Source organism: Alcaligenes sp. DN25 (assembly GCF_023674485.1).
Lineage (GTDB): Bacteria > Pseudomonadota > Gammaproteobacteria > Burkholderiales > Burkholderiaceae_B > Alcaligenes > Alcaligenes phenolicus.
In genome coordinates, this window is sequence record NZ_CP098408.1 from 3,014,361 (window position 1) to 3,040,773 (window position 26,413).

Annotated in this window: 21 protein-coding genes; 7 read left to right on the forward strand and 14 right to left on the reverse strand. The window is 55.3% G+C overall.

Annotation, left to right across the window (positions count from 1 at the left end; genetic code table 11):
- Window positions 1-202 precede the first annotated feature (202 nt).
- From NBV64_RS14035 to NBV64_RS14045, 3 genes are all read left to right on the forward strand, one after another.
- The gene (locus tag NBV64_RS14035) at window positions 203-1,399 is read left to right on the forward strand and encodes an MFS transporter (RefSeq protein WP_250755980.1); all 1,197 of its coding nucleotides are present in this window, start codon (window positions 203-205) and stop codon (window positions 1,397-1,399) included.
- A 202-nt stretch (window positions 1,400-1,601) separates the two neighbouring features.
- A complete protein-coding gene (locus NBV64_RS14040) occupies window positions 1,602-1,964 on the forward strand; it encodes a YuaE family lipoprotein (RefSeq protein ID WP_250755981.1) in 363 nt (120 codons plus the stop codon).
- A complete protein-coding gene (locus NBV64_RS14045; protein ID WP_250755982.1) occupies window positions 1,961-3,220 on the forward strand; it encodes an FKBP-type peptidyl-prolyl cis-trans isomerase N-terminal domain-containing protein in 1,260 nt (419 codons plus the stop codon). Before NBV64_RS14040 ends, NBV64_RS14045 begins: the two co-directional genes overlap by 4 nt.
- A gap of 198 nt (window positions 3,221-3,418) precedes the next feature.
- Here the strand turns inward: NBV64_RS14045 and NBV64_RS14050 are convergent, their stop codons facing one another.
- From NBV64_RS14050 to NBV64_RS14100, 11 genes are all read right to left on the reverse strand, one after another.
- Window positions 3,419-4,171: an SDR family NAD(P)-dependent oxidoreductase gene (locus NBV64_RS14050; protein WP_250755983.1), complete on the reverse strand. Its 753-nt coding sequence runs from the start codon at window positions 4,169-4,171 to the stop codon at window positions 3,419-3,421.
- A gap of 109 nt (window positions 4,172-4,280) precedes the next feature.
- The gene (locus NBV64_RS14055) at window positions 4,281-5,033 is read right to left on the reverse strand and encodes an SDR family NAD(P)-dependent oxidoreductase (protein ID WP_009459298.1); all 753 of its coding nucleotides are present in this window, start codon (window positions 5,031-5,033) and stop codon (window positions 4,281-4,283) included.
- Window positions 5,034-5,070: 37 nt separating this feature from the next.
- Window positions 5,071-7,824, reverse strand: coding sequence for a DUF3141 domain-containing protein (locus NBV64_RS14060; protein WP_250755984.1), 2,754 nt, complete (start codon window positions 7,822-7,824; stop codon window positions 5,071-5,073).
- A 25-nt stretch (window positions 7,825-7,849) separates the two neighbouring features.
- Complete coding sequence (locus tag NBV64_RS14065) at window positions 7,850-9,034, reverse strand: acetyl-CoA C-acetyltransferase (protein ID WP_250755985.1); 1,185 nt, start codon at window positions 9,032-9,034, stop codon at window positions 7,850-7,852.
- A gap of 70 nt (window positions 9,035-9,104) precedes the next feature.
- Window positions 9,105-9,851 (reverse strand): acetoacetyl-CoA reductase, encoded by a 747-nt coding sequence (phbB, locus tag NBV64_RS14070; RefSeq protein WP_026484632.1) that lies wholly within the window; start codon window positions 9,849-9,851, stop codon window positions 9,105-9,107.
- A gap of 5 nt (window positions 9,852-9,856) precedes the next feature.
- Window positions 9,857-10,297, reverse strand: a complete 441-nt coding sequence (locus tag NBV64_RS14075; protein WP_235484280.1) for a phasin family protein — start codon at window positions 10,295-10,297, stop codon at window positions 9,857-9,859.
- A 54-nt stretch (window positions 10,298-10,351) separates the two neighbouring features.
- Window positions 10,352-11,476, reverse strand: a complete 1,125-nt coding sequence (locus tag NBV64_RS14080; protein ID WP_021446932.1) for an ABC transporter permease — start codon at window positions 11,474-11,476, stop codon at window positions 10,352-10,354.
- Window position 11,477: 1 nt separating this feature from the next.
- Window positions 11,478-14,216, reverse strand: a complete 2,739-nt coding sequence (gene rbbA, locus NBV64_RS14085; protein WP_021446933.1) for a ribosome-associated ATPase/putative transporter RbbA — start codon at window positions 14,214-14,216, stop codon at window positions 11,478-11,480.
- 3 nt (window positions 14,217-14,219) lie between these two features.
- Window positions 14,220-15,299 (reverse strand): HlyD family secretion protein, encoded by a 1,080-nt coding sequence (locus NBV64_RS14090; RefSeq protein ID WP_026484635.1) that lies wholly within the window; start codon window positions 15,297-15,299, stop codon window positions 14,220-14,222.
- Window positions 15,296-16,801, reverse strand: coding sequence for an efflux transporter outer membrane subunit (locus NBV64_RS14095; protein ID WP_250755986.1), 1,506 nt, complete (start codon window positions 16,799-16,801; stop codon window positions 15,296-15,298). The genes NBV64_RS14090 and NBV64_RS14095 overlap by 4 nt, the downstream gene beginning before the upstream one ends.
- Before the next feature lie 137 nt (window positions 16,802-16,938).
- On the reverse strand, window positions 16,939-18,693 hold the full coding sequence (locus NBV64_RS14100; protein WP_250755987.1) for a PHA/PHB synthase family protein: 1,755 nt from the start codon (window positions 18,691-18,693) through the stop codon (window positions 16,939-16,941).
- 463 nt (window positions 18,694-19,156) lie between these two features.
- Between NBV64_RS14100 and NBV64_RS14105 the strand changes: the two genes are divergently transcribed.
- From NBV64_RS14105 to queC, 3 genes are all read left to right on the forward strand, one after another.
- Complete coding sequence (locus tag NBV64_RS14105) at window positions 19,157-19,822, forward strand: TetR/AcrR family transcriptional regulator (protein WP_009459318.1); 666 nt, start codon at window positions 19,157-19,159, stop codon at window positions 19,820-19,822.
- 250 nt (window positions 19,823-20,072) lie between these two features.
- Window positions 20,073-20,747, forward strand: coding sequence for a 7-cyano-7-deazaguanine/7-aminomethyl-7-deazaguanine transporter (locus NBV64_RS14110; protein WP_022983354.1), 675 nt, complete (start codon window positions 20,073-20,075; stop codon window positions 20,745-20,747).
- The gene (queC, locus tag NBV64_RS14115; protein WP_250755988.1) at window positions 20,744-21,457 is read left to right on the forward strand and encodes a 7-cyano-7-deazaguanine synthase QueC; all 714 of its coding nucleotides are present in this window, start codon (window positions 20,744-20,746) and stop codon (window positions 21,455-21,457) included. The genes NBV64_RS14110 and queC overlap by 4 nt, the downstream gene beginning before the upstream one ends.
- 8 nt (window positions 21,458-21,465) lie before the next feature.
- Here queC and NBV64_RS14120 read toward each other — a convergent pair whose 3' ends face one another.
- The 3 genes from NBV64_RS14120 to serC all read right to left on the reverse strand — a co-directional run bounded on the left by NBV64_RS14120 (window position 21,466) and on the right by serC (window position 24,776).
- A complete protein-coding gene (locus NBV64_RS14120; RefSeq protein ID WP_250755989.1) occupies window positions 21,466-22,278 on the reverse strand; it encodes a DUF6216 family protein in 813 nt (270 codons plus the stop codon).
- 52 nt (window positions 22,279-22,330) lie between these two features.
- The gene (gene glyA / locus NBV64_RS14125; protein WP_021446937.1) at window positions 22,331-23,620 is read right to left on the reverse strand and encodes a serine hydroxymethyltransferase; all 1,290 of its coding nucleotides are present in this window, start codon (window positions 23,618-23,620) and stop codon (window positions 22,331-22,333) included.
- A 73-nt stretch (window positions 23,621-23,693) separates the two neighbouring features.
- Window positions 23,694-24,776, reverse strand: a complete 1,083-nt coding sequence (serC, locus tag NBV64_RS14130; RefSeq protein WP_250755990.1) for a 3-phosphoserine/phosphohydroxythreonine transaminase — start codon at window positions 24,774-24,776, stop codon at window positions 23,694-23,696.
- 125 nt (window positions 24,777-24,901) lie between these two features.
- On the opposite strand from serC, the gene pdxR reads away from it, so the two are divergent.
- Window positions 24,902-26,407 carry a MocR-like pyridoxine biosynthesis transcription factor PdxR gene (gene pdxR, locus NBV64_RS14135; protein ID WP_021446938.1) on the forward strand — a complete coding sequence of 502 codons (1,506 nt, stop codon included), beginning with the start codon at window positions 24,902-24,904 and terminating at the stop codon, window positions 26,405-26,407.
- Window positions 26,408-26,413: the final 6 nt, after the last annotated feature.

The following is a 26,413-nucleotide window of genomic DNA, read 5'->3' on the forward strand; positions in this document are numbered from 1 at the left end:
ACACTGTTAGAAAAAATTAGCTAACAGTTTTCAGGATAGTACACCGACTGTTCGAGACAGGGGCCCCCGACAAGGCCAAAATCCCCACCAGCATGTGCAGGCGTGACCCGCATTTTCTCCTGCACATACAGAACGCGTTGCATCACACTTCCGCTGTTCCTGACTGCACGATCAGCCTCAATATCCCTCACCACGTAGCACCATGACTGCCACCCACCTTCCTTACAGAACCTACCTTTACTTTCTGGCCCAATCCATCAACCTGACCACTGCCGTCATGTCTGTCACCATGGCTGCATTGGTAGGTGGCAGTTTGGCCCCCGAGCCCTGGTTATCCACCGTTCCATACGGTTTTCAGTTCCTGTTTGTGATGCTCTTTACCCTGCCCGCCTCCAGATTGATGGCTGCCATAGGTCGCAAGAAATCCTTTCTGCTGGCAAGCCTGCCTTTGGCTGTATCGGGGGTGGTGGGATATTGGGCGATAGAAATGAAGCAGTTTTCCTGGCTGGTGGCCTCACACGCCCTACTGGGAATCTATATTGCCTTTGCCAACTTCAATCGCTTTGCAGCCACGGACGGGCTGAACAACAGATTGAAACCACGCGCCATTTCATTAGTTGTGGCTGGCGGGGTGCTTGCCGCCGTGTCTGGCCCGATGCTGATACGGGGTTTGAAAACCAGCAGCTTCGGACAGGAATTTGCCGCCTGCTATGCTGCCTTCACCGTACTGGCTGGGGTGTCGCTACTCCTGAATCTATTGATCAAGGAAGTGAAGCCGGTCCAGAGCACCACACTCAAAAAAACCAGTCGTGGCCAGACACTTGGGCTGGTGCTGCACAACAAGACTCTGGCCATTGCTATCTGCATTGCGGCCATAGGCTACGGCATCATGAATCTGCTGATGATTCAGGCATCCATGCATATGTCCCACCTTCATGTGCATTTCTCCGACATCAGTACCGCCATTCAATGGCACGTTCTGGCCATGTTTGCCCCCTCTTTTTTCACCGGCATTCTGATCCAAAGGTTTGGTCTGAAAACCATTGCCATCAGCGGCATCGTACTTTTGCTGCTTAGCAGTCTGATCAATATCGTGGCCCACGGCTATACAGCACTTAGCCTGTCTTTACTGATTTTGGGATTAGGCTGGAACTTCACTTATGTGGGCGGCAGTGCCTTGCTGAGCAACAGCCTGGAAGACAAACCGCAGGCTTTGGAAGTACAGGGCCTGAATGATCTGGGCGTTTCCATCTGCGCCACACTGGGTGCCTTTGCCCCCGCTTTTCTGTTCAGCTTTGCAGGCTGGAGCGGCACCAATATTCTGTCTGCCTCCATCTGCCTGTTGCTGCTGCTTCTGTCGCTGATCTACATCCCGCCCCAACAGTCAGGCAAGCCGTGAAAATCAGATAGTTCTTAATTTTTTGCCCGCATCCACATGGTCCAATTTCAGTGCAGCACAGACTCAGGCAGTGCAATCACATTGAGTGACCTCACCGTCCAACACAGGCCTGCATTGCCGAACCTGGCTTCAACGCTTGAACCCAATGCTCGTCCCCTATAAAAGAACCTGAATAAAGATAGTCGAACGTCTCGAGGTGTTTATGCGATTCGCTGTTTCCGGCGCGGCCATTCTGGTCGCCTTTTTTCTTTCCGCTTGCCAAACTCCCCCCTCGATTCGGCCCGCCCAGGAATCCACCGTATCCAGCAAGGAAGACAAGTGCTTTCAAGAGTTCGCCGCGCTGAAAGAGCTGGACCCCGTTTCCTATGAAAAATATCGACAGCAGATGCAGACCATTGATGAAAACTTTGGCATTTACAAAGCCAATGAATCCCTGATTGATGAAAATGCGTCTGAAATCATGCTGACCGAAGTCAACAAAATGCTTTCCCTGGTTTGCATCCGGATCAATAACGCCGTCTATACCAATATGGTCGATCGCGTTCAATCCCTGAACAAGCTATGAAAAAGTACTTCAACGCCGCCCTGTGCTGCACCTTGCTGATTTTCTATGAAGCCTCTCACTCAGTTGGAACAGGACTACTGGACCGTCTGGCCCAGGAAAACATCATTGGCGATGGTCTTGCGCGCACCCAATCCACCCCAAATCCCATACAACTAAACACAGCCCCCTCTTTCGCTATCGATTCTGATGAGGACAAAAGCCACACCTTGCTCCGGAACGAACTGCATCAAGCCAACACTCAGTTGATCACCTTGCAGCAGCGCCTGTCGGATACTGAAAACCTGAACAGCCAGCTACAACAGCAATTACAGCAGTTACAGGCAGAGCCGGATGGCTCTGTGGTCCTGGCGCCCATTGCTATCGATCAGGAGCAGAATCAAGCGCGGATCAAGGAATTAAGTCAGCGTCTGGAAGAGGAGCTGAACCAAAAGCATGCTTTGGCTTCAGAACTGGAAAGCCTGCAAAGAGATCGAAGCCAGGAGCTGTCCAATGGCCAGTCACAAAACAACCGGCTTGCCGCGAATGCGGCTGAAATCGCCACACTCAAGAAAGAAATTGATAGTCTGAAAGAAGCGAAACAGGATTTGCAGCACCGATTGGTCGCTCAGGCTCTTACTGCCAGCAAGGCCGACACTGCCGGGACGCCCAGGCGCATGATCGTAAATGATGCTGCCTCGCCGGATATCCGTCTTAGCTATGCCATCGGTGCCTGGTATGCGGACAGTGCGCCTCACGAGACGCAAAAGCTGGCCTCCATCGGCAAAAAACTGGACTTGCAAGCCTTCTCCCAAGGCTTCAGCGACAAGATAGACCAGCGCCTGCAACTGTCCTCCAGCATCATTTCTGTGGAGCTGGCCAACGTAGACAAGTTATTGGAACAAGCCATGCTGTCCAAGAACGAAAAGCAAGCCAAGTCTGTTCTTGCTGCGGCTGGGGCAGAAAAAGGAGCAGTCACAATGCCTGATGGTGTGGTCTACAAAATCTTGAGCAAGGGGAAGGCTCCCATGGTCACCGCTAGCAGCGATATCTTGTTTGAGCTGGATGAAGAACTAGGAACGGGTGAAGTGTTGGCGGCCAGGGAAAGCAAAACCAGCCTGACCAGGGATCTACCGCCACTTTTCCAAGATATCGTCAAACAGCTGGGTATTGGTGGTTCTGCAAGAATCCACATTCCTATCACCGAAGCTCATGCCGACACAGGCGTGCCGCCCGGCTCGGTATCAATCACCACGATCAAGATTATTGGCGTGAAATAAGGCTGGAGTAGCGGTACCGACCCTTTTTACATCAAGGACCAAGGAGCAGGTATCGGGTATCGGGTATCGAGTATCGAGTATCGAGTATCGAGTATCGAGTATCGAGTATCGAGTATCGAGTATCGAGTATCGAGTATCAGTATATTTTGAGCACAGAATGGCGGCTCCAACACAAAAAAGAGCCGCCAAACCTGTCACTTAACGGGCGGTATAGCCTCCGTCCGCCACCAGACATGCTCCCGTCATGAAGCTGGCCCCCTGCGACAGCAGGAAGGCAATAGCATGGGCAATTTCGTCAGAATGGCCCAAACGTCCAATAGGATGCTGAGTCACCAGATCAGCCCGCGCCGCCTCGTCGTATTCCGACAGAATCGGCGTATCCACATAGCCGGGATGGATCGTATTGATGCGTATGCCTTTGGAGGAGTATTCCAGCGCAGCGGCTCGGCTCAACCCCACTACCCCATGTTTAGCCGCGTTATAGCCGGGCAAACGGGCATTGGACACCAGGCCCATGATGGACGACATATTCACAATCGCCCCACCACCCGCTGCCAAAATAGCCGGAATCTGATAGCGCAAGCCATAGGCTACGCCATTCAGATTGGTATCGATCAGGCGATGCCAATCATCCAGATCCATCTCCCCAACCGGCTTGGAGCCGCCCAGAATGCCTGCATTATTGACAGCAAAGTGCAAAGCGCCGAAATGCTCAATGGCACAATCCACCAAGGCTTTCACTTGCTCGTGCTTGGTCACATCGGCTACTTGGGCTACCGCCTTGCCACCCGCTTGTTCGATCTCCTTGACCACCTCCTCCAGGGCACTACGATTTCTACCGGACACCACCACAGACAAACCATTCGCAGCCAGCACACGTGCGGTTGCAGCGCCAATACCTGACGTTGCACCCGTCACCAAAGCAGAGTGACCAGAGAATGAATACTTCATTGTGGAACTCCTTAAAAATAGGCCCCAGTAAAAGTGGGGCCCGGATTTTCGCTGGCTAATTTGGGATTGAAATACTGATTTTGTTCTCGCAGCGACGTGATCCCCCAACTCAAATAGAGGTATAGCCCCCATCGGCCACCATGCAGGCGCCCGTCATGAAGCTGGCACCATCCGAAAGCAGGAAAGCAATGGCATGGGCGATTTCATCCGCATGACCCAAACGACCAATCGGGTGCTGGGCCACCAAAGCAGCACGTGCCGCCTCATCAAAGCCCGACAGAATGGGGGTATCCACATAACCGGGGTGGATGGTATTGATGCGTATGCCTTTGGAGGAATACTCCAAAGCCGCAGAACGGCTCAGGCCGACGACTCCATGCTTGGCCGCGTTGTAGCCGGGCAATGTCGGATTGGCAACCAGGCCCATGATGGAAGACATATTCACAATGGCGCCGCCCCCTGCCGCCAAAATGGCGGGGATCTGATAGCGCAGGCCATAGGCTACGCCGTTCAGATTAATGTCGATCAGGCGACGCCAGCCATCCAGGTCCATTTCGCCAGCCGGGCCGGAATCCCCACCCACACCGGCGTTATTGACGGCAAAGTGCAAGGCCCCGAAATGCTCAATGGCGCAGTCGACGGCTGCTTTCACTTGATCAGGCTGGGTGACGTCCGCCACATTGCCCACGGCCTTGCCACCGGCCTGCTCAATTTCCTTGACCACGGCCTGCACGGCATCAGCCTGTACGTCGGACACCACGACCGACAAGCCATTGGCCGCCAGCATACGGGCCGTGGCGGCACCAATGCCGGAGGCCGCACCCGTTACCAGAGCAGAGTGGCCGGAAAATGAATACTTCATGCTTGAAACTCCTTCAAAAATTCATTCACGCCAAATCTCAGGATTTGCGCTGACGATTCCTGGATGCCGTACCGCCGGTGCTGGCTGACTGGGATGCCGACGCTTTTGAAGGCGACTTGGCTGCAACGGATGAGGAGCCAGCTGCGAAAGCCGCTTTTTCAGCTGCTGCTTTAGCAGAGGCAGGAGCAGCTTTGCTGGGCGCAGCGGTTTTGGCTTCTACCTTTTCCACCGGCTTGGCTGCTGCCTCCCCGCCTTTAGCGGGAATGCCTGCTGCGGTTTGAGCTAACGGCTTTGCTGTCGACTTCACAGCCGGTTTCACTGGCTCTGCCACAGCCGGTTTTGCAGCTGCTTTAGCGGCTGACTGCGTTTTACTTGCCGAGCTTGCTGTCTTTGATTTGGCTTGCGTCGCTTTAGAGGCTTGGGCACCGGTTTTCACTGGTGTTGCTGCCGTCGCCATCAAGGTCTGAGCGACAGATTTCACCGGCGCAGGAGCTGCAGCTTTCTCGGCCGCTGATGCTGGGGTCTTGGCTGCCGTCTTGGCCGCCGTGTTCACTACAGGCTTGGTGCTTGCCTCATCCGGTTTCCCTGCCTGCTCCTGCTGTTTGGCAGCTGACTCGAACAAACCCAACACTTCTTCAGACGCCTTGACCACCGCCTCGGGAGCGGCATCCTGCTCGTCTATAGCACTGATCAATTTCTTGATCAGGGATGCCACCAGACGGATTTCCTCGGGCGTCTGCTTGCTAAGCAAATGTGGAATCGCTTCCACGGCCTTATGACCGTGGTGCGCCAGCACCAGGGCCTGCTCGCGAATTGCAGCACGCATTTTTTCAATATCAAAATTGCCCGTGTCGTATTGCTCGCGCAAACGCATGGCAGCATGGTGATAACGCTCGTCCACGCTGTTGCGCTGCTTGGCAATATGGAACAAACCACGCAGTGCTGCTTCCAGCAAACCGCCTTCGTTCAACAAGCCATCCAGTCTGTGCATTTGCTGGCGTACAAAGGCCAGATGCTCGGGCGAACTACCAGGATGGGGACGCGCCGGGATGGAATCGCCCGGTGCATGACCGGCCAGGGCCATCAGCAAAGGAGAGCCATAGACGGTGTCGAACCAGATCTGATAGATGCTGTCGCGACGATCACGGTAATTATTCAAGACCCGTTCCATGGCCTGGGAGAAATTCTCCTGCGCCTCCAGGAAAGGATTATCCTCATCCACAGTCTGACGCTGCTGTGCGATATTCTCGGCCCATTGGTGGATCGTTGCGGCCCAGGGATGGGCGCTGGTCCAGGACTCGTAAGACAAGCGCATGGGATGCAATGCTTCCAGCAACGCGGCGGTATAAGGCGTAGTCAAAGCTTTTACCCAAGGCTGCAAGGTGCTCTTGTAAAAAGCCAGATTGATTTCCGACAGACGGGCAGCGGCAGCAAAGCGGCGATCAGATTCGGGATCAGGCTGCACAATCTCCGCAATTTCAGCCAGACTGCTTTGACGCACCGACATCAGATAGGGGTCATTCAATAAGGTGTCGTCGTCAGGTGTTTCCTCGACAGTGGCCCGATAAATTCCGGCGGGCAACAGGTCAATTTGATCAATCGTGCTGGCAAATTTGCGGTGCTCTTTACTGCCCACACTGCCCGACACAAAAATACCCAGGTGCCCGATACGATCATGGGTCGTGAACACAATGGTCTGGTCGTGACTGCGTACATCATCGTCGTCCAGATACAAGTCAGTAATCCAGCCCAGGGCCTGTGCAGGCGGCGTGATGTTGTCGCCAAAGGAACTGAACACCACAATGGGCGAGCGAATATTGCGCAGGTCGATACGGATGCCATCCGACGTCAACAACTGGGCTGTAGACAGCTTGTTGCCAATGAACAGGTTGTCCACGATGTACTGCATTTCCACATCATTCAAAAAGACATAACCACCCCAGTACTTCTCGAAACCGATATAGCGCTCGGCCTCGGTGTCGGCCTTGGCGTACACGTTGTACTGCTTGGACCACAAGGTATTGGCCGGGTCCAGGTTCTCGAAATTCTTGACCAGCCACGCACCATCAAAACGGCCATTGCCCAGGTCGCTGGTCATGGCGGTCAGCCAACTGCCGCCCAGCAGACCACCGGCATAACGCATGGGGTTGCGACCGGCCCAATAGGACACGGGCGCACCGGCCAGAATCAAGGGGCCAAACAGCTCCGGCCAGACGGCGGCGGCCATCATGACCTGCCAGCCCGCCTGACAATTGCCAATCACCACCGGCTTGCCCTGACTTTCCGGATGCAGCTCTGCCGCTTTGCTGACAAAGGCAGCATGGGCACGCATCACGTCCTCGACGGTCTGACCGGGAACAGGGTCCGGTAAAAAGCCAACAAAGTAACAAGGGTGCCCGGCTTGCAGCGCAGCACCGATTTCACTGTCGGACTTGAAGCCACCGATCCCCGGTCCGTGCCCTGCCCTGGGGTCCACCACCAGGAAAGGACGTTTGCTGGGATCGGTAGGCTGATCTTCCGGTGCCAGAATGCGCACCATCAGATAGTTAACGGGTCGGGGAAGACTCAGGCCCGACATGACCAGTTCAGCCGGGAAGTTCAGCACATTGGGCACCTCAACCTTGCGTTGAGCCTGGTACTGATCCCCGACCTGACGCTCGATATCGGCATACAGAATGGCGCGCTGCCAGGCGTCCACCAGGTACGAGGAGACGGTCTGACCCAGGTTCCAGGGATTCATCATCCAGGAGGACCAGGCCGTGCTGTCGTCACGAGACTTATCTGTCATCATCTTCTCCCTTCCATCAGCTATCTGTTCAAGCGGCCTCAATGGCAATCGCTACGCCTTGACCACCGCCAATGCACAAGGTGGCCAGACCTTTCTGGGCACCTCGGCGACGCATTTCATGAACCAAGGTCACCAGCACTCGCGCGCCGGAAGCACCAATGGGGTGACCCAAAGCGATGGCACCGCCATTGACGTTGACCTTGTCCATATCCCACTGCAAGTCTTTGGCCACCGCCAGCGATTGAGCGGCAAAGGCTTCGTTGGCTTCGATCAGGTCCAGTTGATCCAGTTCCCAACCCACCTTCTTCAAGACCTTGCGGCTGGCCGATACCGGGCCAATACCCATGATGGCCGGATCTACGCCCGTGCTGGCCCAGCCACGAATCCAGGCCAGAACGGGCAGGCCCAATTCCTTGGCTTTCTCTGCGCTGGCCAGCAAAAGTACGGCTGCACCGTCGTTGATGGTGGACGCGTTGCCGGCGGTAACCGTGCCGTCTTTCTTGAAGGCAGGACGCAGCTTGGCCAAGGACTCCAGCGTAGTCTGGGCACGCGGCTGTTCGTCGGCCTCAACGCGCACAGGGTCGCCTTTACGCTGAGGTACGTCGATGGGGGTAATTTCGTCCTTGAAGCGTCCGGCTTCCATCGCGGCTACGGCTTTACGCTGGGACTCCACCGCAAAAGCATCTTGTTGTTCGCGGGTGATGCCGTAGCGCTCGGCCAGGTTTTCGGCCGTGATCCCCATGTGGTAGTTGTGGAAAGCGTCGGTCAAACCGTCACGCAACAAGGTGTCATCCATCATGGCGTGGCCCAGGCCCAAGCCGGTACGGGCTTTGTGTACAACAAAGGGAGCCAGGCTCATGCTTTCCTGACCTCCAGCCAGCACCAGATCGGCATCGCCCAGGGCGATGGCCTGAGCCGCCAGATGCACCGCTTTCAAGCCTGAACCGCAAAGCTTGTTCAGGAACATGGAGGGAACTTCATAAGGCAGGCCAGCGTTCACCGCGGCCTGACGAGCCGGGTTCTGACCAGCGCCGGCGGTCAGAATCTGGCCCAGAATAACTTCATCAATCTGTTCGGCTGCAACGCCCGTGCTCTGGAGCACGGCACGAATCAGTTGTGCGCTCAAATCGTGGGCGGGCACCGTAGACAGCCCCCCTTGAAAACGGCCGATGGGACTACGAGTCGCAGCAACAATGGCGATATCTTTGTGCATATCCATTCCTTTCATAAGTCGCAGGCCCGACAAGCGGGCCCATACAGGCAGCAGCCGAACCGGATCTGGCTTAATACATATGCTGGCCGCCATTCATGGCGACATTACTACCTGTCATAAATCCAGCTGCTTCGCTGGCAATAAAGGTGACCAGAGCGGCAATTTCCTCGGGCTTGCCCAGACGGCCAACCGGGATGCCCGCGATAATGCTGTTACGCACATCTTCAGGCACGGCCATGACCATTTTGGTGGCCAGATAACCGGGGGAAATTGTGTTTACGGTCACGCCCTTGCGCGCCACCTCCTGAGCCAAGGCCTTGGTGAAACCGTGCATCCCTGCCTTGGCGGCCGAGTAGTTGGTTTGACCGAACTGTCCCTTGCTGCCATTGATGGACGAGATATTGATCACTCGGCCCCAGGTACGCTCCAGCATGCCGTCAATAAAAGGCTTGGTCACGTTGAACACCGAGTCCAGATTGACGCGCAGCACATCGTCCCACTTGTCTTTGCTCAGCTTGCGGAACGTGCCATCGCGCGTAATACCGGCGTTATTGACCAGGATGTCGACTTGCAGACCGTCCTTCTCGATAGCTTGCGCCATTTGCTGGCACGATTCGAAATCGGCCACATCAACGTGATAGCCCTGAAACACATAACCTGCATCGGCCTGCTCTTTAAGCCAGACCTGGGCATCGGCCTCGCTGCGCGAGTGAGTCACCAGGACTTGATGGCCCGCATCATGCAGGGCACGGGCGATCTCTTGGCCCAGACCGCCCATCCCACCTGTCACCAAGGCCGTGCGTTTAACCGTAGACATACCGCTTATGCTCCCTTTTTAGTGTCAGAGGCGCTGGCAGCGTTTGCCCAAGGTGCGCCCCACTGCTTGAAAATATCCATCATTGGCACGGCCGCACTGGTATTGCTGACCACCGCCATCACCGACTTCTGCCAGGCTTCCAGCGCTTCCTGCAAACCGGAGGTGAACTCGGTCTGGTTCTGAATCGCTAATTGATTGATGGTCTGGCTGTCGTTAACGCCGTGCTGGAACAAACGCCAGAACGTGTCGGCGGGCAAGGTGGCCAAGGACTGCCAGTTAGCCGTTTGCAACAAGCCTTCAATCTCGGCCGTGGTCTGCTCCATGCTGCGCAAATTACTTTTCTGTACGGACTCCAGCCAGCGATGGCCGCCCTCCTGCAGCAGGCGCGTGATACGCAGTTGCAACTCAACATTGGCCTTGTACAGATCCAGGGGAAGTGTTTCCATGCTCATCGAAATCTCCTTAAAGGAAAAAAGTGCCCCCTGACGGGGCCCAGTCCATCAAGCCATCTGAGAGATGGTGTTACGAAAACGCCGCAGTGACAGAAGGAACAAAGCCGTCCCGATCACCAGCAGGGCTAAAAAGGGTTGCCATACCGTTTCAATGCCAGCCCCCCGGAACAAGATGGCCTGCCCCAGGGACACGAAGTGTGTAGTGGGAGCCAGTTGCATCAGGTTCTGAACAATTTCAGGCATGCTTTCGCGGGGGGTACGTCCGCCCGAGAGCAGGTTCATGGGCAGCAAGGTCAACATCAACAAGAGGCCAAACTGGGGCATGCTGCGCGACAAGGTAGCCAGATAAATCCCCATGGAAGTCATGGCAAACAGACACAGAACGGCGCCGCACAGGAACAAGGGAATGGAACCTTCGATAGGCACGCCCAGCAGACCTCGCACCACAAAATTCAGCGAAGCCGCCGTCGCCACCAGAACCACCAGTCCCATGGCCGTGACCTTGGACGCCATGATCTCGCCCGGTGTGACCGGCATCACCAGCAAGTGTTCGATCGTGCCGTGCTCGCGCTCCCGGATCAGGGCGGCTCCGGTCAGAATGATGGACAGCATCGCCACCGAGTTGATGACCTCGGCAATACTGCCGAACCAGGCTTTTTCCAGTGTGGGGTTAAACCGCACCCGCAAGGCCAGATCTACCGGCAAGGTGTCAATGCTGCGATACCGCCGCACAAACTCGTTAACCTCGCCCATCACCACCTGCTGGATGTAGTTATTGCCGGTAAAGGCCTGACTCATGCGGGTGGCGTCAATGTTCAACTGCACTTCGGGGCTGCGTCCGGCCAGCACATCGCGCTGAAAGTTCGGTGGAATGTTCAGCACAAAGGTGAACTGCCCCGTATCCATGCCCGAGTCCATTTCCCCATACTCGATCATGTGCGGGTGGATGAATTCAGGCGGATAAAAAGCCGACGTAATGCGCGCTGACAAGGGGCTCTGGTCCTGGTCCACAATCGCGATGGGCGCATTGTTCAAGGTTTCGGGCTGCGCGGTCGCGGAGGTGTAAATCGAGACCGAAAACACGTACACAATGAGCAGCAGCATCATGGGGTCGCGCGCCAGACTCCACAGCTCCTTGCGGCCCAGCAACAGTACATTCTTGAGTTTTCTCATCTCACTTCTCCTGCTTTTTCAGCAGCATGACCGCCGCGCCCAACACCACCGGAATGGCCAGCAACAAGGCAAACAAGGCCCCGTGCAGATCCGAGAACGTCAGCGCTTTGTTAAATACCCCGCGACTGATGTTGAACATATGCGTAGCCGGATAAATCTCGCCCGCCCAACGGCTGATCCCTTCCATGGAGGACACCGGGTTCAGCAAACCGGACAATTGCGTGGCGGGTAGCATGGTGCCGATCATGGCAAAGAACATGGCCGCGATCTGACTTTTCGTCACGGTGGAAGCCACCAGCCCCATGCCGGTAGAAATCACGCAAAACATCAAGGTGGCCACGCTCAAGGTCAGGAAGCTGCCCTTGATGGGTACATCGAACACCGTGATGGCCAAGAGGCACATGCACAGAAAGTTGATCATCGCCAGGCCGATATAGGGAATTTGCTTGCCCAGCAAAAACTCCACTCGGGTGACCGGCGTGACGTACAGGTTGATGATGGAACCCAGTTCCTTTTCACGCACCACGGACAATGCCGTCAACATCGCAGGCAACATCAGCAGCAGCACCGGAATCACGGCAGGCACCATGGCCGGCAAGCTCTTGACGTCCGGGTTGTAGCGGTAACGGTCCTGAATACTGGCGGGCACGACCAAAGCCCCCGTCCCCAGACGCTCCTTGGCTTGGGTAATCAGCCATTGCTGATGCATGGCCTTCACGTAGCCTTGAATGGTCTCGGCACGGGTAGGCATGGAACCGTCCACCCAGGCGGCGATTTCCGGCTTGCTGCCGCGCAGCACATCACGTCCAAAACCGGGCGGAATTTCGATCGCCAGCGCAATCTTGCCGCGCCGCATTCTGTCGTCCAGATCCTGGTAATCCGTTAAGGGGGCCTGCTCCAGAAAATAGCGCGAGCCGGACAGGTTCAAAGCGTAGTTCTGGCTGATACTGGTCTGGTCGCGGTCCAGCACGGCGTAGCGCAAATCCTCTACGTCCAGCGTGATACCGAAACCCATCACAAACAGCAAAATCAGGGAACCGGCCAAGGCCAAAGTGGCTCGCACCGGATCTCGACGCAGCTCCAGCGCTTCGCGCCAGGTGTAGCTCAGCAAACGCTGCAAGCTGAAGCGTTCGCGCTTTTCGCTATGAGCTTCGTTTGCCACCACCGCTTGTTCTGTCGCCGGTTCCACTTCAGGCTCGGGGCCACTGGCCTCCAGCAAATAACCAATGAAGGCTTCTTCCAGATCAGCGGCGCCGCGCTTTTTCACCAGGTTCGCAGGCGTATCGCTATCGAGCACTTTACCGGCATGCATCATGGACATGCGATCGCAACGCTCGGCCTCGTTCATGAAGTGGGTGGAGATAAAAATCGTGACCTTGTCGCGGCGGGACAACTCAATCAGCAAGCGCCAGAAATTGTCGCGAGCCACTGGGTCCACACCGGAAGTGGGTTCGTCCAGGATCAGCAGCTCTGGCTTATGCACCATGGCCACCGCCAAGGACAGGCGCTGGCGCATCCCCAAAGGAATGGCATCGGGCAAACGGTCCAGAATCTGGCCCAGCTCAAAACGCTCCACCATTTCCGCCACACGGCCTTCCACCTCGTCCTCGGGGACGTGGAACAACTGGGCGTGCAGCACCAGGTTTTGCCGGACCGTCAGCTCGCTGTACAGGGAAAAAGCCTGTGACATATAGCCCACACGACGGCGGGTATCGATGTCTTTGGGATCAACCTCGTGGCCAAACAACCAGGCCTGACCTTCGGAGGCAGGCAACAGCCCCGTCAGCATCTTCATGGTGGTGGATTTACCGCAGCCGTTCGAGCCCAGAAAGCCAAAAATTTCGCCACGACGTATCCGGAAGGACACATTGTCCACGGCGGTAAAGTCGCCAAAGCGAATCGTCAGCCCTTCGGCCTCAATGGCAATATCGTCGGCATCCACATCCAGTGGCGGGATTTCTACGGCCTTATGACCTTGACGCTTGTCCTCGGGCAAGAGGCGAATAAAGGCCTGCTCCAGACTCTTGCTTTCCGTGCGCTCCAGCAGTTCCTTGGGCGAACCTGTTGCCAGAATCTGGCCGTCGTCCATGGCAACCAGCCAATCAAAGCGCTGGGCCTCGTCCATATAAGCGGTGGCGACAATCACGCTCATGCCGGGACGTTCGATGCGAATACGCTCGATCAGATCCCAGAACTGCTTGCGGGCCAAAGGGTCCACGCCGGTGGTAGGCTCGTCCAGCAGCAGAAAGTCCGGGTCGTGAATCAATGCGCAGCACAGACCCAACTTTTGCTTCATACCGCCCGAAAGCTTGCCTGCAGGCCGTGTCAGAAAAGGATGCAGGCCCGTGCTGCGCGTCAAATCGTCAATTCGGCGACGGCGCTCGGCAGCATCGTGCCCGAACAATCGACCAAAAAACTGCAGGTTTTCTTCCACCGACAAGGTGGGATACAGGTTCTTGCCCAAGCCTTGAGGCATGTAGGCAATGCGCGGGCAAATCTGGTCGCGATGGCTTTTTTCCGCCATATCGCCACCCAGCACTTCAATACGGCCTTCCTGAATCACACGGGCGCCCGCCAGCAAGGACAGCAAGCTGGACTTGCCCACGCCGTCAGGACCAATCAGTCCGACCATGCAAGCGGCAGGCACATCCAGGCTTAAACGATCCAGTGCGAGCGTGTCGCCATAACGCTGGCTAAGTTCAACAACGCGAGCAACCGCCGCCGCTTGCTGCTTGGGCATGGTTTACTCCGTCAAGGTGGAAGTCAGCGACTCAGGCCAGCTGGCATTGGGGTCCAGCTTTACCCAGGCCACACCGGGCAAGCCGGTCTTGACTTGCTCCAGGTGCTTTTTCAACAGCTCGGGGGCAATCTGGGCCTTGACGCGGAACATCAGTTTTTGGCGCTCCGAGGCCGTTTCCACACTCTTGGGAGTGAACTGGGCAGAGCTGGCCACGAAGGACACAGTAGCTGGAACCGGGATGTCCGGAATGGCATCCAGCACCAGACGCACCTCGGTACCCAACGCCACCTTGCCGGCCACTTCGCTGGGCAGGAAGAAAGTCATGTACACATCGGACAGGTCCAGCACGTTCAGCACACGGCCACCCGCACCCAGTACTTCACCGGGCTGGGCGACACGAAACTGCACGCGACCATCGCGGGGGCTGACCAGCTCACTGTCGCGCAAGTCAGCTTCGATACGGGCCACAGCCGCCTTGGCGGCTTCCACGGCAGACTGGGCACCAATCAACTGAGCTTTGGCAGCATTAATGGCGGCTTCTGCGGCATTGGCCTGAGCCTTGGTAGCGGCTACCGCAGCCTGGGCACCACGCACGCGGGCACGGTCATCATCCAGTTCCTGTGCCGAAGCGGCACCTTCTTTGGACAAGGTAGTGGAGCGCGCCAGACGACGTTGGGCCGCATCCAGTTCGGACTCACGTTGACCAATCAAGGCTTTGGCAGCGATGGCATCGCTTTCACGCAAGGCCACTTGAGCCTGAGAGGCCGCCACATTGTTTTCAGCCTGACGCAACCCGGCCACAGCTTCGTCGCGTGCCGCTTCCAGACTGTCTTGCTGCATGATGGCCAGCACTTCGCCTTCTTTCACAAAATCGCCCTCGTGAGCGGCAATGCTTTGGATACGTCCGGCAAACTTGGTGGAGATATCAATCTCGGTCGCTTCAATACGGCCATTACCGCTGACAAAACCATCGCCAGGACCGGTATTGGACATTTTCTGCCATGCCCACCACCCCAGGCCCAGAACCCCGGCAACGATTAGGACAGGAACAAGATTTTTTTTCAAAGAGGATTGTTTGCTCATAGCTGGCTCGAGGATGGATCCGAATTAGAGGAGTTATGGGTGTTGGTCAGGGGCTCGGAGGGGTCCAGCCCACCGCCCAAGGCGCTATACATGGCAATCTGGCTGGCCAGGAGCGCACGACGCGTTTGCACCACTTGCTGCTCCACATCCAGCAAGTCACGCTGCGCATCCAGCACTTCCAGATAGGCAGCCGAACCGTTGTCGTAACGCATCTGCGCCAGACGGGCGCGCTCGGTCTGGGCGCTGCGGGCGACCAGTTGAACTTCCAACTGCTGGCTTAACCAGTGGCGTGTCGACAAGGCGTCCGACACTTCACGAAAGGCGGTTTGAATAGCTTTCTCGTATTCCGCAATGCGCATGTCGCGACGCACATAGGAGGCGTCCAGATTCGCGCTGCGGCGGCCACCATCAAAGATGGGCAGGGAGATGGTCGGAGCAAACATCCAGGTCTTGCTGCCGGAATCAAACAAACCATCCAGCTCGGCGCTGGCGGTGCCGAAATTGCCGGTCAAGGCAATGCGGGGGAAGAAAGCGGCACGGGCAGCCCCAATATTGGCATTGGCGGCACGCAGCTTGTGCTCAGCCGCAATAATGTCGGGACGCCAGACCATCAGGTCCGAAGGCAAACCGGGCGACAGCTCGGCCAACATGATGTTTTCATTCAAAGGCGCACCGGTTGGAGACACGCCCGGATCGGCCCCCAGAAGCTGTTGCAAGGCATGTAATTGCACCGCACGTTGCTGTTCCAGCTGGGCCAGCATGGACTGAGCCTGCGTCAGCAAGGTTTGCACCTGCGTCACATCCAGCTTGGACGTTGCGCCAACTTCATAACGACGGGAGAAAATGCGGTAAGACTCCTGACGAGTCTCTACGCTTTTGCGGGCGATCTGCACGCGTTCGTCCAGCTCGCGCACCACAAGATAGTTATTGGCCACTTGCGAGACCAAAGCGACATGCACGGCTTGTCGGCCTGCCTCGGTAGCCAGCCAGCCTTGCAAGGCGGCATCTTCAAGGCTACGTACGCGTCCCCATAAATCCAGCTCCCAACTGGTCAAACCGACCTGGGCACGATAATCACCACCTGTCACCGCCTGGCCGCTGGGGTTCATGTCCCCAGGCACACGCGAGCGAGCAGCTTGCCCCCCTACGGTAAATTCAGGAAAGCGTTCGCTGCGCTGCAAATTCAGCATGGCACGGGCTTCGTCCACCCGTAAAACAGCCACGCGCATATCGCGGTTATTTTCCAGCGCAGTCTCAATGAGCTTGCTCAGAACCGGGTCTTTAAAGTATTCGCGCCAACCCAGATCACGCTCTCGCACCGCATTGGCCTGGCCTGCTGACAGGTCCGAGTAGGCTTGCGGAACGGGGGAAGCGGGCTGATCGTAATCAGGTGCCATCGAGGCACAACCCGCCAGGGTAAGCAGCAAGGCAGCCAGCGCGAAATGAGGGCGACGCGCAGCGCTTCGATGCTTGAGACTCAAATCGTAGGTCTGTGGGGCCATTGGAAAAAATGCCTAATGAGAAAAAGGGAAACTGCCGTCAAGGCAAAACAGCACGTCAGCGACGGGCTTTGCGCCTATCGCCGACATCAAACAGAGCGACAAGCTCACCATTTAGCGAGCTTGTATGACCTGACTGCTTACTTCATTAATACGTATTGACCGGGTGCTGGGCCGACCGGAGCGTAGCCCTGTCTGGCGGCACCCATTTGCGGTGGCTTCACATCCGCTCCCGAGCGAGCCTTGAGCCATTCCGTCCAGGCGGGCCACCAGGAACCCGGATGCGAGGCGGCTTGTGCCTGCCAGTCGTCCACCAGAACAGGCGCAGTGCCTGCCGCGCGGGTCTGAATCTGATATTTGCGACGCGGATGGCCCGGTTCGCTGACAATCCCGGCGTTATGCCCACCTGTGGTCAAGACAAAGGTGATTTCGGCAGGCACCAGATAATGCAACTTGTAAACAGAGCGCCAGGGGGCAACGTGATCGGAAACAGTACCGACACAAAAAATAGGCAAATTAACTTGCGCAAGAGAAACGATACGGCCTTCAACCGGATAGCGGTTTTGACTTAAATCATTATTCAAATACATGCGGCGCAAATATTGCGAATGCATGGTGGCGGGCATACGCGTGGCGTCTGCATTCCAGGCCATTAAATCGTTCAAGGGGCGGCGTTCGCCCAATAAATATTTATTAACCATGGGCGCCCACAATAAATCAGCGGAGCGCAGCATTTGAAAAGCGGCTTCCATCTGATTGGCGCGCAAATAGCCCTCGTCGGCCATCTGAGCTTCCAGCAGGCTGACCTGACTTTCGTCAATGAACAGGGACAAATCGCCCGGCTCGGAAAAGTCGGTTTGGGCCGCAAAGAACGTCAGGGAGGCAAGCCTGTCGTCCCCATCGCGTGCCATGGCAGCCGCGGCAATCGCCAGCAAGGTGCCGCCCAGGCAATAACCGGTGGCGTGGATTTTCTGGCCGGGAACAATGGCGTTGACAGCATCCAGGCTGGCCTTCCAGCCCAGGCGAATGTAGTCGTCCATCCCGAAGGCATGATCTTCGGCAAGCGGGTTTTTCCAGGACAGGCAAAACACCGTGTGGCCTTGATCCACCAGGTATTTGATCAGGGAATTTTGTTCGGACAGATCCAGAATGTAGTACTTCATGATCCAGGCCGGAACGATCAGCACAGGCTCTGGATGGACCTGCTTGGTAGAAGGCGTGTACTGGATCAGTTCGACCAGCTCGTTACGTAGTACCACCTTGCCCGGCGTGGCCGCCACATCCTTGCCGACCACAAAATCTTCGGTGCCTACGGGCGGTTCACCCGCGAACTGGGCCTGCATATCCTGCTGCCAGTTCTCCAGGCCACGGCTGAAGTTATCCCCCTGTTCTGCAAGGGTTTTATCCCACACCAAGGGGTTGGTCCAGGCAAAGTTACTGGGGCTGAGCATGTTCAACCATTGCTCAACACCAAAGGCAATCAGTTTTTGATGATGAGGCTCCACACCGGCTACGCCTTCCGTGGCACTTTGCCACCACTGCTGCTGCGCCTGATAGGTTTGTCGCAGCAAATTAAAAGGCCAACGATCCCAGGCGGGGTCGGAAAAGCGGCGGTCGGTATAGGCAGGCGCTGCAGCTTGTTCTGAGGTTTGGGGAGACAACTGGGCTGATGCGGCCAGCTCCTCGCTCCATTCACGAAATAGCTGTTCCCACTGACGTTGCGCCAACTGACGCAACTGTTCTTGTTTGCCAGGGCTAAGGGCCAGATGACGCATCCAGTCCATCCAGGCAAGAAACTGCGATTCGGGGGAGATGGAACTCCAGATACGAGCCCAGGCGGCTCGTGCGGATGCGTCTAACTGTTCAGTCTGATCAAGGGACTGCCTGCTAACCATTGCCACTCCGCAAAAAGTACATACAAAAAACAGATACGACTGCTTAGTCTTTTTAACAATACACCAGTTTACATCTAAACTTTTTGTATGCAGGCCTTTTAATAAAGAGCCATAAAAAACCTTTGCGTTAGATCAAGTTCATGGCAGATAAAAAACGACCAGCCTCAACCACATTTGTTGTTATACCGTGCCTGTTATGGAATAGGGAAATAAAAACAAGTGGAAAAACAAATAAAGCCTCACTAAAAAAACTCAGGCTTTAAAAAACAAAGGCGATGCAATCCATTGAAACAAGCGGTAACCCAGACTCATGGCACAACTATTATTTCCACAGCAATGTGACAAAACAAGCACAGCCCCTCGTCAAGCCCTCCAGCCGCAGCCAGGCTGGCTTGCCATCGGCCTGGGACAAGTGGCCTGATATACTGCAAGCCCCATATCTTGCCCATCCCCACAGGATGACATGACAGACACGCACCAAAATAAACCTTCTAAAAACGAAAGCACAAACAAGCGACGTTACCTACCGTCAGCTGAGCGCAAACGCGAAATCCTGAAAGCCGCTTTTGAAGAGTTTTCTCATCGGGGATTTCTGGGCACTTCGCTGGAGCGCATCGCCGCGCGCGCCGGGATCTCCAAGTCCGGCATCTACGCGCACTACAGCAGCAAAGATGAAGTGTTCGAGGACATGCTCCACAGCACTCTGCTGCCACCTGATGGCAATACCTTTGAGTTGTCCGATACCTCCGAGGCAGACACCCTGTCCTGTATCGTGGATGAGTACCTGCACCAGTTGTATGAACGCCTGTCCAACCCGGACGTGCAAGCCATGTTCAGGCTTTTGATGACAGAAAGTGGCCGCGTGCCGGATCTGGCTCATTACTGGGGCAAACAGCTCCTGAGCCAGAACTACACCGCCAATCAGGCGTTTTTTGAACTGGGCATACAGCGAGGTCTCATCCGCCCTGACGTCAGTCCCTCCGACTACATCCTGGCCGCCTCTCCCTCCCTGATGTGGCTGATGGTTTTGCTGGTTCTGGGACCACAGAACTCGCCCGTGCCCTTTGAAGAAGTACATCAGTTGCACAAGCGCTTGCTGATAGAGTGCCTGCAACCTGCATCGGCCTAAGGGCTGCTCATTAAGAACAAGCCAAACAAGTTCGTCTGCTTTGGCAAGCGGGCTTGTTTGAGCCTCTGCATGCCCCCTACCGCTTGGTTGTGCCATAAGCCTCATCAAGGCAGACGTATAAGCGCGTCTGATGCACACGCTACACTTGCGGGCAACAACCATTCCATCGAACCGCAACTGACCGTACAATAGTCGGTTGCAGTCCATTTTCAATGGGTTCCCTCACCCCATTCACCAAAAAGGTCCAGACATGACTCTGCCTACCGTGCCGTCTTCACGGCTGTCGTTCTACGTACGACTTCTGATTGCCTTTCACATTTTTATTGTGATTGCCAGCAATTATCTGGTTCAACTTCCTATTGAACTGTTCGGCTTCCATAGCACCTGGGGAGCCTTCAGCTTTCCCTTTGTTTTTCTGGCTACCGACCTGACCGTCCGCTTGATGGGCAAGTCCGAAGCGCGCCGCGTGATTACCCGCGCGATGTTTCCAGCCCTGATCGCCTCTTATGTGGTCTCGGTGCTTTTTAATGAAGGGCAGTTCAACGGCTTGCAAGCACTGGGCGAATTCAACAGCTTTGTGTTCCGTATTGCCTTGGCCAGCTTTGCCGCCTATGTATTAGGGCAACTGCTGGATGTACAGGTCTTTGATCGCATCCGTCGCGACTACAAACAATGGTGGCTTGCTCCAGCGGCCGCCTCGATCTTTGGGCAGGCACTGGATACCTTGGCCTTTTTCGGCATCGCTTTCTGGCACAGCAGCAATCCCTTCATGGCCGAACACTGGGGCGAGATCGCCGTCGTCGATTACGTTATCAAACTGGGCGTCAGCCTGCTGCTGTTTGTACCTATGTATGGCGTACTGCTCAACTCCCTGATCAGCACCATGAAGCGCCGCGCCCTGAGCACCGCACAGGTCAAAGCATGAAGCCACACACTCCCCGCCGCCGGGCCCTGGTTCTCTTTTCGGGCGGACAGGATTCAGCCACCTGTCTGGCCTGGGCTTTGGACCGCTTTGCCTTTGTAGAAACCGTGGGCTTTGACTACGGCCAGCGCAACCATGCGGAACTGCAGTGTCGACAGACACTAAGAGACAAGCTTTGCCAGCAGTTCCCGCACTGGGCAGAGCGCCTCGGGCAAGACTATGTGCTCGACGCTAGCGTCCTGGCTCAGATAGGCGGCAGCGCCATGACTGAATCCATGACGATTGCCATGCAGGAAGACGGTCTGCCCAATACCTTTGTGCCGGGTCGAAACCTGCTGTTCTTTACCCTGGCTGGCGCACTGGCCTACCGTCGGGGACTGGATACACTGGTTGGCGGCATGTCTGAAACCGATTATTCGGGCTACCCGGACTGCCGTGACAACACGCTGAAAGCACTGCAAGTGGCATTAAGCCTGGGGATCGAGCGCCCACTGACCGTGGAAACACCACTGATGTGGCTGGATAAAGCAGATACCTGGGAGCTGGCCCACCAGTTGGGCTCGGATGCTTTAGTGAAGCTGATTCAGGAAGACAGCCATACCTGTTACCAGAACGAGCGGGAAACCCTGCATGACTGGGGATATGGCTGCGGGCAATGTCCGGCTTGTGAGCTGCGGGCGAAAGGGTATGGAGATTGGAAGTTGAGGGGCTGATCGCCTCGCTACTTTTTGCAGTGGCACGGGTGAAGAACACGATACACACGCCGTGCCGCATTGCAGGACTGCATTGCTCTGACTAAAAATATCAAAAAAGACAAAAGATAAATCAAGGCCGGAATTCCAAAATAACGCTGAGACTTCACCCCTGATTTCAAACTGGAGAAATAAGCTCCTGACTGAACAGAATTGCAAATATAGTCAATTTCATTCTGAAAGAGAGGCGTCTCTGACCTCCTTGTCTCCAGCGAACAATCCGCTATATTAAAAACCCATCGCTTACCATCCGGAGCAAGAAGCGATCTCATACCCTGCTCTCCCTGCCAAGCCCAAACCTCGCTTCCTTTAAACTTGACAATAGCCTCAGAGCCAAAAGACAAAATAGAAGCGGGAGCCACAAAAAGGCCAAGAAGAACAATAAAGACGAACAAAACTCCCATCTGAAAATAACCAGGATTTTTCACATCCTGCTCTGGCCAATTAACCCAATCCCCAGCTTTACCCAAAGTTCTCAAGGGGATAGCAACGCTATCTGCCCACTTAATCGCTTGGTGCGTATCCTTCACCGTACGAATTCCCTGCCCCCTAACCATTCCAAACATCACCTTAAAGCGCTCAACATCCAACGTATTTTTCCGTGTGGAGTCCAGATAAGAATCATAAAATTCCTCTCGATGAAAGACAGTCCAAAGCTTATTGAAAAATATAAAATAAGCACGATTAAAGAAAAGAAAAAGAAAGCCAACAATAATAAAACTGAAAAATATAAAATTAGCAACAGAAGAGAAAGAGTAAAAAACAGAAGACATTAAATTCATAAAAAAAACCCAACCACCAAAGTGGCTGGGCTCCTATAAAAAATTAATTAAATCACAGCTGCGCTGGCTCCGTCTGCACCTGATACACCGGATAGCTTCGGCACAGGTTCACAATTTTTTCCCGAATCTCGTGCTTGACCTTATCTAAAGTGCCAGCCTCGTAGGCATCAAGCACATCACACAAGTAATGCGCCAGCTGCTCGCAGTCCTTCACCGTAAAGCCACGTGTTGTTACAGCCGGCGTTCCGATACGAATACCCGAGGTCACCATGGGCGAACGGGGATCATTGGGCACCGAATTCTTGTTCACGGTGATATAGGCATCTGCCAAGGCATCACTGGCCTCTTGCCCGGTGTAGGGCTTGGTCGACAAGTTGATCAGCATCATGTGGTTATCTGTCCCGCCTGACACGATGTTGTGACCACGCTGCATCAGTACCGCCGCCATGGCACGGGCATTACGCACCACGTTTTGCTGATAGGTACGGAATTCCGGCTGCAGAGCCTCTTTGAAAGCAATGGCTTTGGCCGCGATCAAGTGCATCAATGGGCCGCCTTGCACGCCGGGGAATACAGCGGAATTCAGACGTTTGTAGAAATCTTCGCTTTGCCCTTTAGCCATGATCACGCCACCACGTGGACCGCGCAGGGTTTTGTGCGTTGTGCTGGTGACTACATGGGCGTGTGGCAAGGGGCTGGGATACTCACCCGCCGCCACCAGACCAGCTACGTGGGCCATATCCACCCAGAACCAGGCGCCGACCTTATCAGCAATCTGGCGCATACGCGCCCAATCCTTCACACGCGAATAGGCGGAGAAACCACCAATCAGCATTTTGGGCTTGGTCTCGATAGCAATGCGCTCCATTTCGTCGTAATCGATCAGCCCGGTTCGGGTATCAACTCCGTAAGGAACAATGTTGTAAAGACGCCCGGAAATGTTGATGGGGTTACCGTGGGTCAGGTGACCACCCTGAGCCAGGTTCATCCCCATCACCGTATCGCCCGGTTTGAGCAAAGCCAGGAATACTGCAGTGTTAGCCTGCGCTCCAGCATGAGGCTGTACGTTGGCGTAATCACAATCGAACACCGCTTTCAGACGCTCGATAGCCAGACGTTCGGCTACATCTACAAATTCACAACCGGCGTAGTAACGCTTGTCCGGGTAACCCTCGGCGTATTTGTTGGTAAACACGGAGTTCTGAACCTGCATAACCAAAGGGCTGGCGTAGTTTTCCGAGGCAATCAGTTCTACGTGATCTTCCTGACGGCTTTCTTCGCCCTGAATGGCCTGAGCCAATTCCTTGTCGAATTCAGCCAGGCTGAGTGTGTTGTCGTACATCGCTTTTCCTTAAAAAAATTTCTACCCACGTCGCGGCTACTTGCTTGGCCGCCTTGCAAAGCAGGCGCACGCCCTAACCGTGCGTGCGCTTGAACTCGCGCATGAACTCTCCCAGCGCCTGTACCGCATCCAAGGTGACGGCGTTGTAGATGCTGGCGCGCAAGCCCCCCGTTGACTGATGGCCCTTCAAGCCGTGAAAACCATTCTTTTGCGCTTCTTCAACAAATAAAATATCTAAATCAGTTTCAGCAATATGAAATGGAACATTATTGATGGATCGATAGTCAGGTAAAACATTGTTGATATAGAAACTATCACTGCCATCAATAATCTCATAGAGCAGCTGCGACTTTTTCTTATTTATTTTGTGCAATACTTCTATTCCACCAACACGCTCTATCCATTCCAGCATCAAACCCAGCACATACCAGGAAAAGGTTGAGGGCGTATTTAATAGCGATTGTTTTTTTGCTTGAATGGAAAAATCCAAAGCTTGTGGCGTATTTGCCAAAGGCCTGTCTAAAATAGCAGGATTAAGTAATACCAGCGTAACACCGGCAATTCCCATATTTTTCTGGGCCGAGGCATAAATCAAATCGTGAGCCGAGACATCAATCGGTTTTGACATCAAGCTGGAGCAAGCATCACATACCAAGGGAATAGGTGAAACAGGTGGTTTTGAAAATTGCAAGCCCTGTGCAGTTTCGTTCTCTGTGTAATGCAAGTACGCTGCATCCCGATTAATATTAGATTCATTAATCTCGGGAATACGATCAAATCCAGTTTCATAAGAACTGGCTACGATTTCGACATTCCCATATTGCTTGGCGGCATTAGCCGCCTGTTCCGACCATAAACCCGTATGTATATAGTCCGCTGTGTTTGCTTGATGAAGCAGGTTCATCGGTATTTGAGAAAACTGCAGGTACGACCCTCCTTGCAGGAGCAAGACGTGATAGTCCGTTGGCACGGCCAGAACACGACGCACAGCGGCGTCGGTACGATGGGCAAAATCCATGAAAGGCTGGGAACGATGGCTGATTTCCATCACGGACACCCCTGTGCCCGCAAAATCAAGCAGCTCATCACGTATTTGCAATAGAACATCCATTGGCAAGGCGCTGGGCCCTGCGCTGAAATTAAAGGGTCGGGACATACTTGCTGAGATCCTGTACAAACCTGAACGCCGGAACAGGCCCCCCTATTTCGGCAATGACAATCAAGTCTACGAGCACAATGGTCTGACTAGTCAGACCATTAATATTCTCTGGAGCAGACCGCATGACGCGTTCGTTTGAACTGGACACCTTGAAGATGCGTCTTAACGATGACGAACTTCAATCCCTGGATCTTCACCAACGCATTCAGCGTGCCTTGCGGGCGTTGATTCTGGATGGCGCGCTGGGTCCGGGGGTCAAGCTGCCTGCCACACGCTCGCTGGCCAAATCCTTGGGCATGGCCCGCGATACGGTTGAAAACGCCTATGTTCAACTGCATCGCGACGGCTTTATCGTGCGGCGCGAGGGCTCGGGCAGCTATGTTTCCGAGTCGGTCGGCACGGAGCTGCGCGGCAGTGCCTATCGCCGCATCAAAGCCCAGGATCTGAAACGCAGCGTAATGGAACCCGGTACGGGCTTGAGCCGTCGGGGTCGCGCCGTGTTTGAAAGTGGCGGCATTGCCGATCAACAGACCATCAAGGCCTTTGCCACTGGCCTGCCGGAAACCCGCAACTTCCCCACCGATGTGTGGGAACGCCTGCAGCGTCAGGCCATGAAAGACTATCGAGCCAACATCCTGCTGCATGGCGATCCGCAAGGCACCGAGTCCCTGCGTAAAGCGATTGCCGTGTACCTGAATCTGGAGCGTGGTGCGAAGGTCTCGGCCGATCAAATTTTGATTCTGAGCAGCACGCGCCAGGCCTTGTTCCTGTGCGCGCAATTACTGGTCGATGCTGGCAAACCCATTCTGGTTGAAAATCCTGGCTACTTCGGCGCCCGCAAAGCCTTTGAAGCGGCCGAGGCTCGTGTCGTACCGATTGGCGTGGACGAGCAAGGCTTGCGCACCGATCTGCTGAATGAAGATCGCAGCGGCGCGAACTGCATTTACGTGACACCCTCGCACCAGTACCCCACCGGGGCCACCATGTCCCTGGAACGTCGTCTGGAGCTCATACACTGGGCGGCTGAAAATGGCCGCTGGATTATGGAAGACGACTACGACAGTGAATTTCATTACGACGGCTTACCCACGGCGTGTGTGCAGGGTCTGGATAAATACCAACGCACAATCTACTTGGGCACCTTCAGCAAAACCCTGTATCCGGGCCTGCGCATGGGCTATATGGCCCTGCCACCCGAGCTGGTCAAACCCTTCACCCAGGCACGCAGCATCATGGATGGTCACACACCGCAAATCCTGCAGCTGACGCTGGCGCGTTTTATGGAGGACGGACATTACAACTCGCATATTCGCGCTATGCGCAAGCTGTATGCCGGGCGGCGGGAGATCATGCTGGAAGCCATCGAGCAGCACTTGCAAGGAATCGTTCGTGCGGCCCGACCTGAAGGCGGTTTGCAGATTCCCTGCTTTCTGGAGCCGGGCTGGTCAGAAGAACACACGCTGCGCCGCGCCTTGAGCGCTGGCGTTCAACTGCCGGGTTTGAGCCGTCTGTACATTGGTGAAGAAAAACAACAGGGCTGGCTGCTGGGCTATGCCTCCCTGACCGCCTACGAGATCGAGTCCGCCATGTTGCGTCTGGCCAACGCTCTGCGTCAGGGCAAAGGCTGAGCCGGG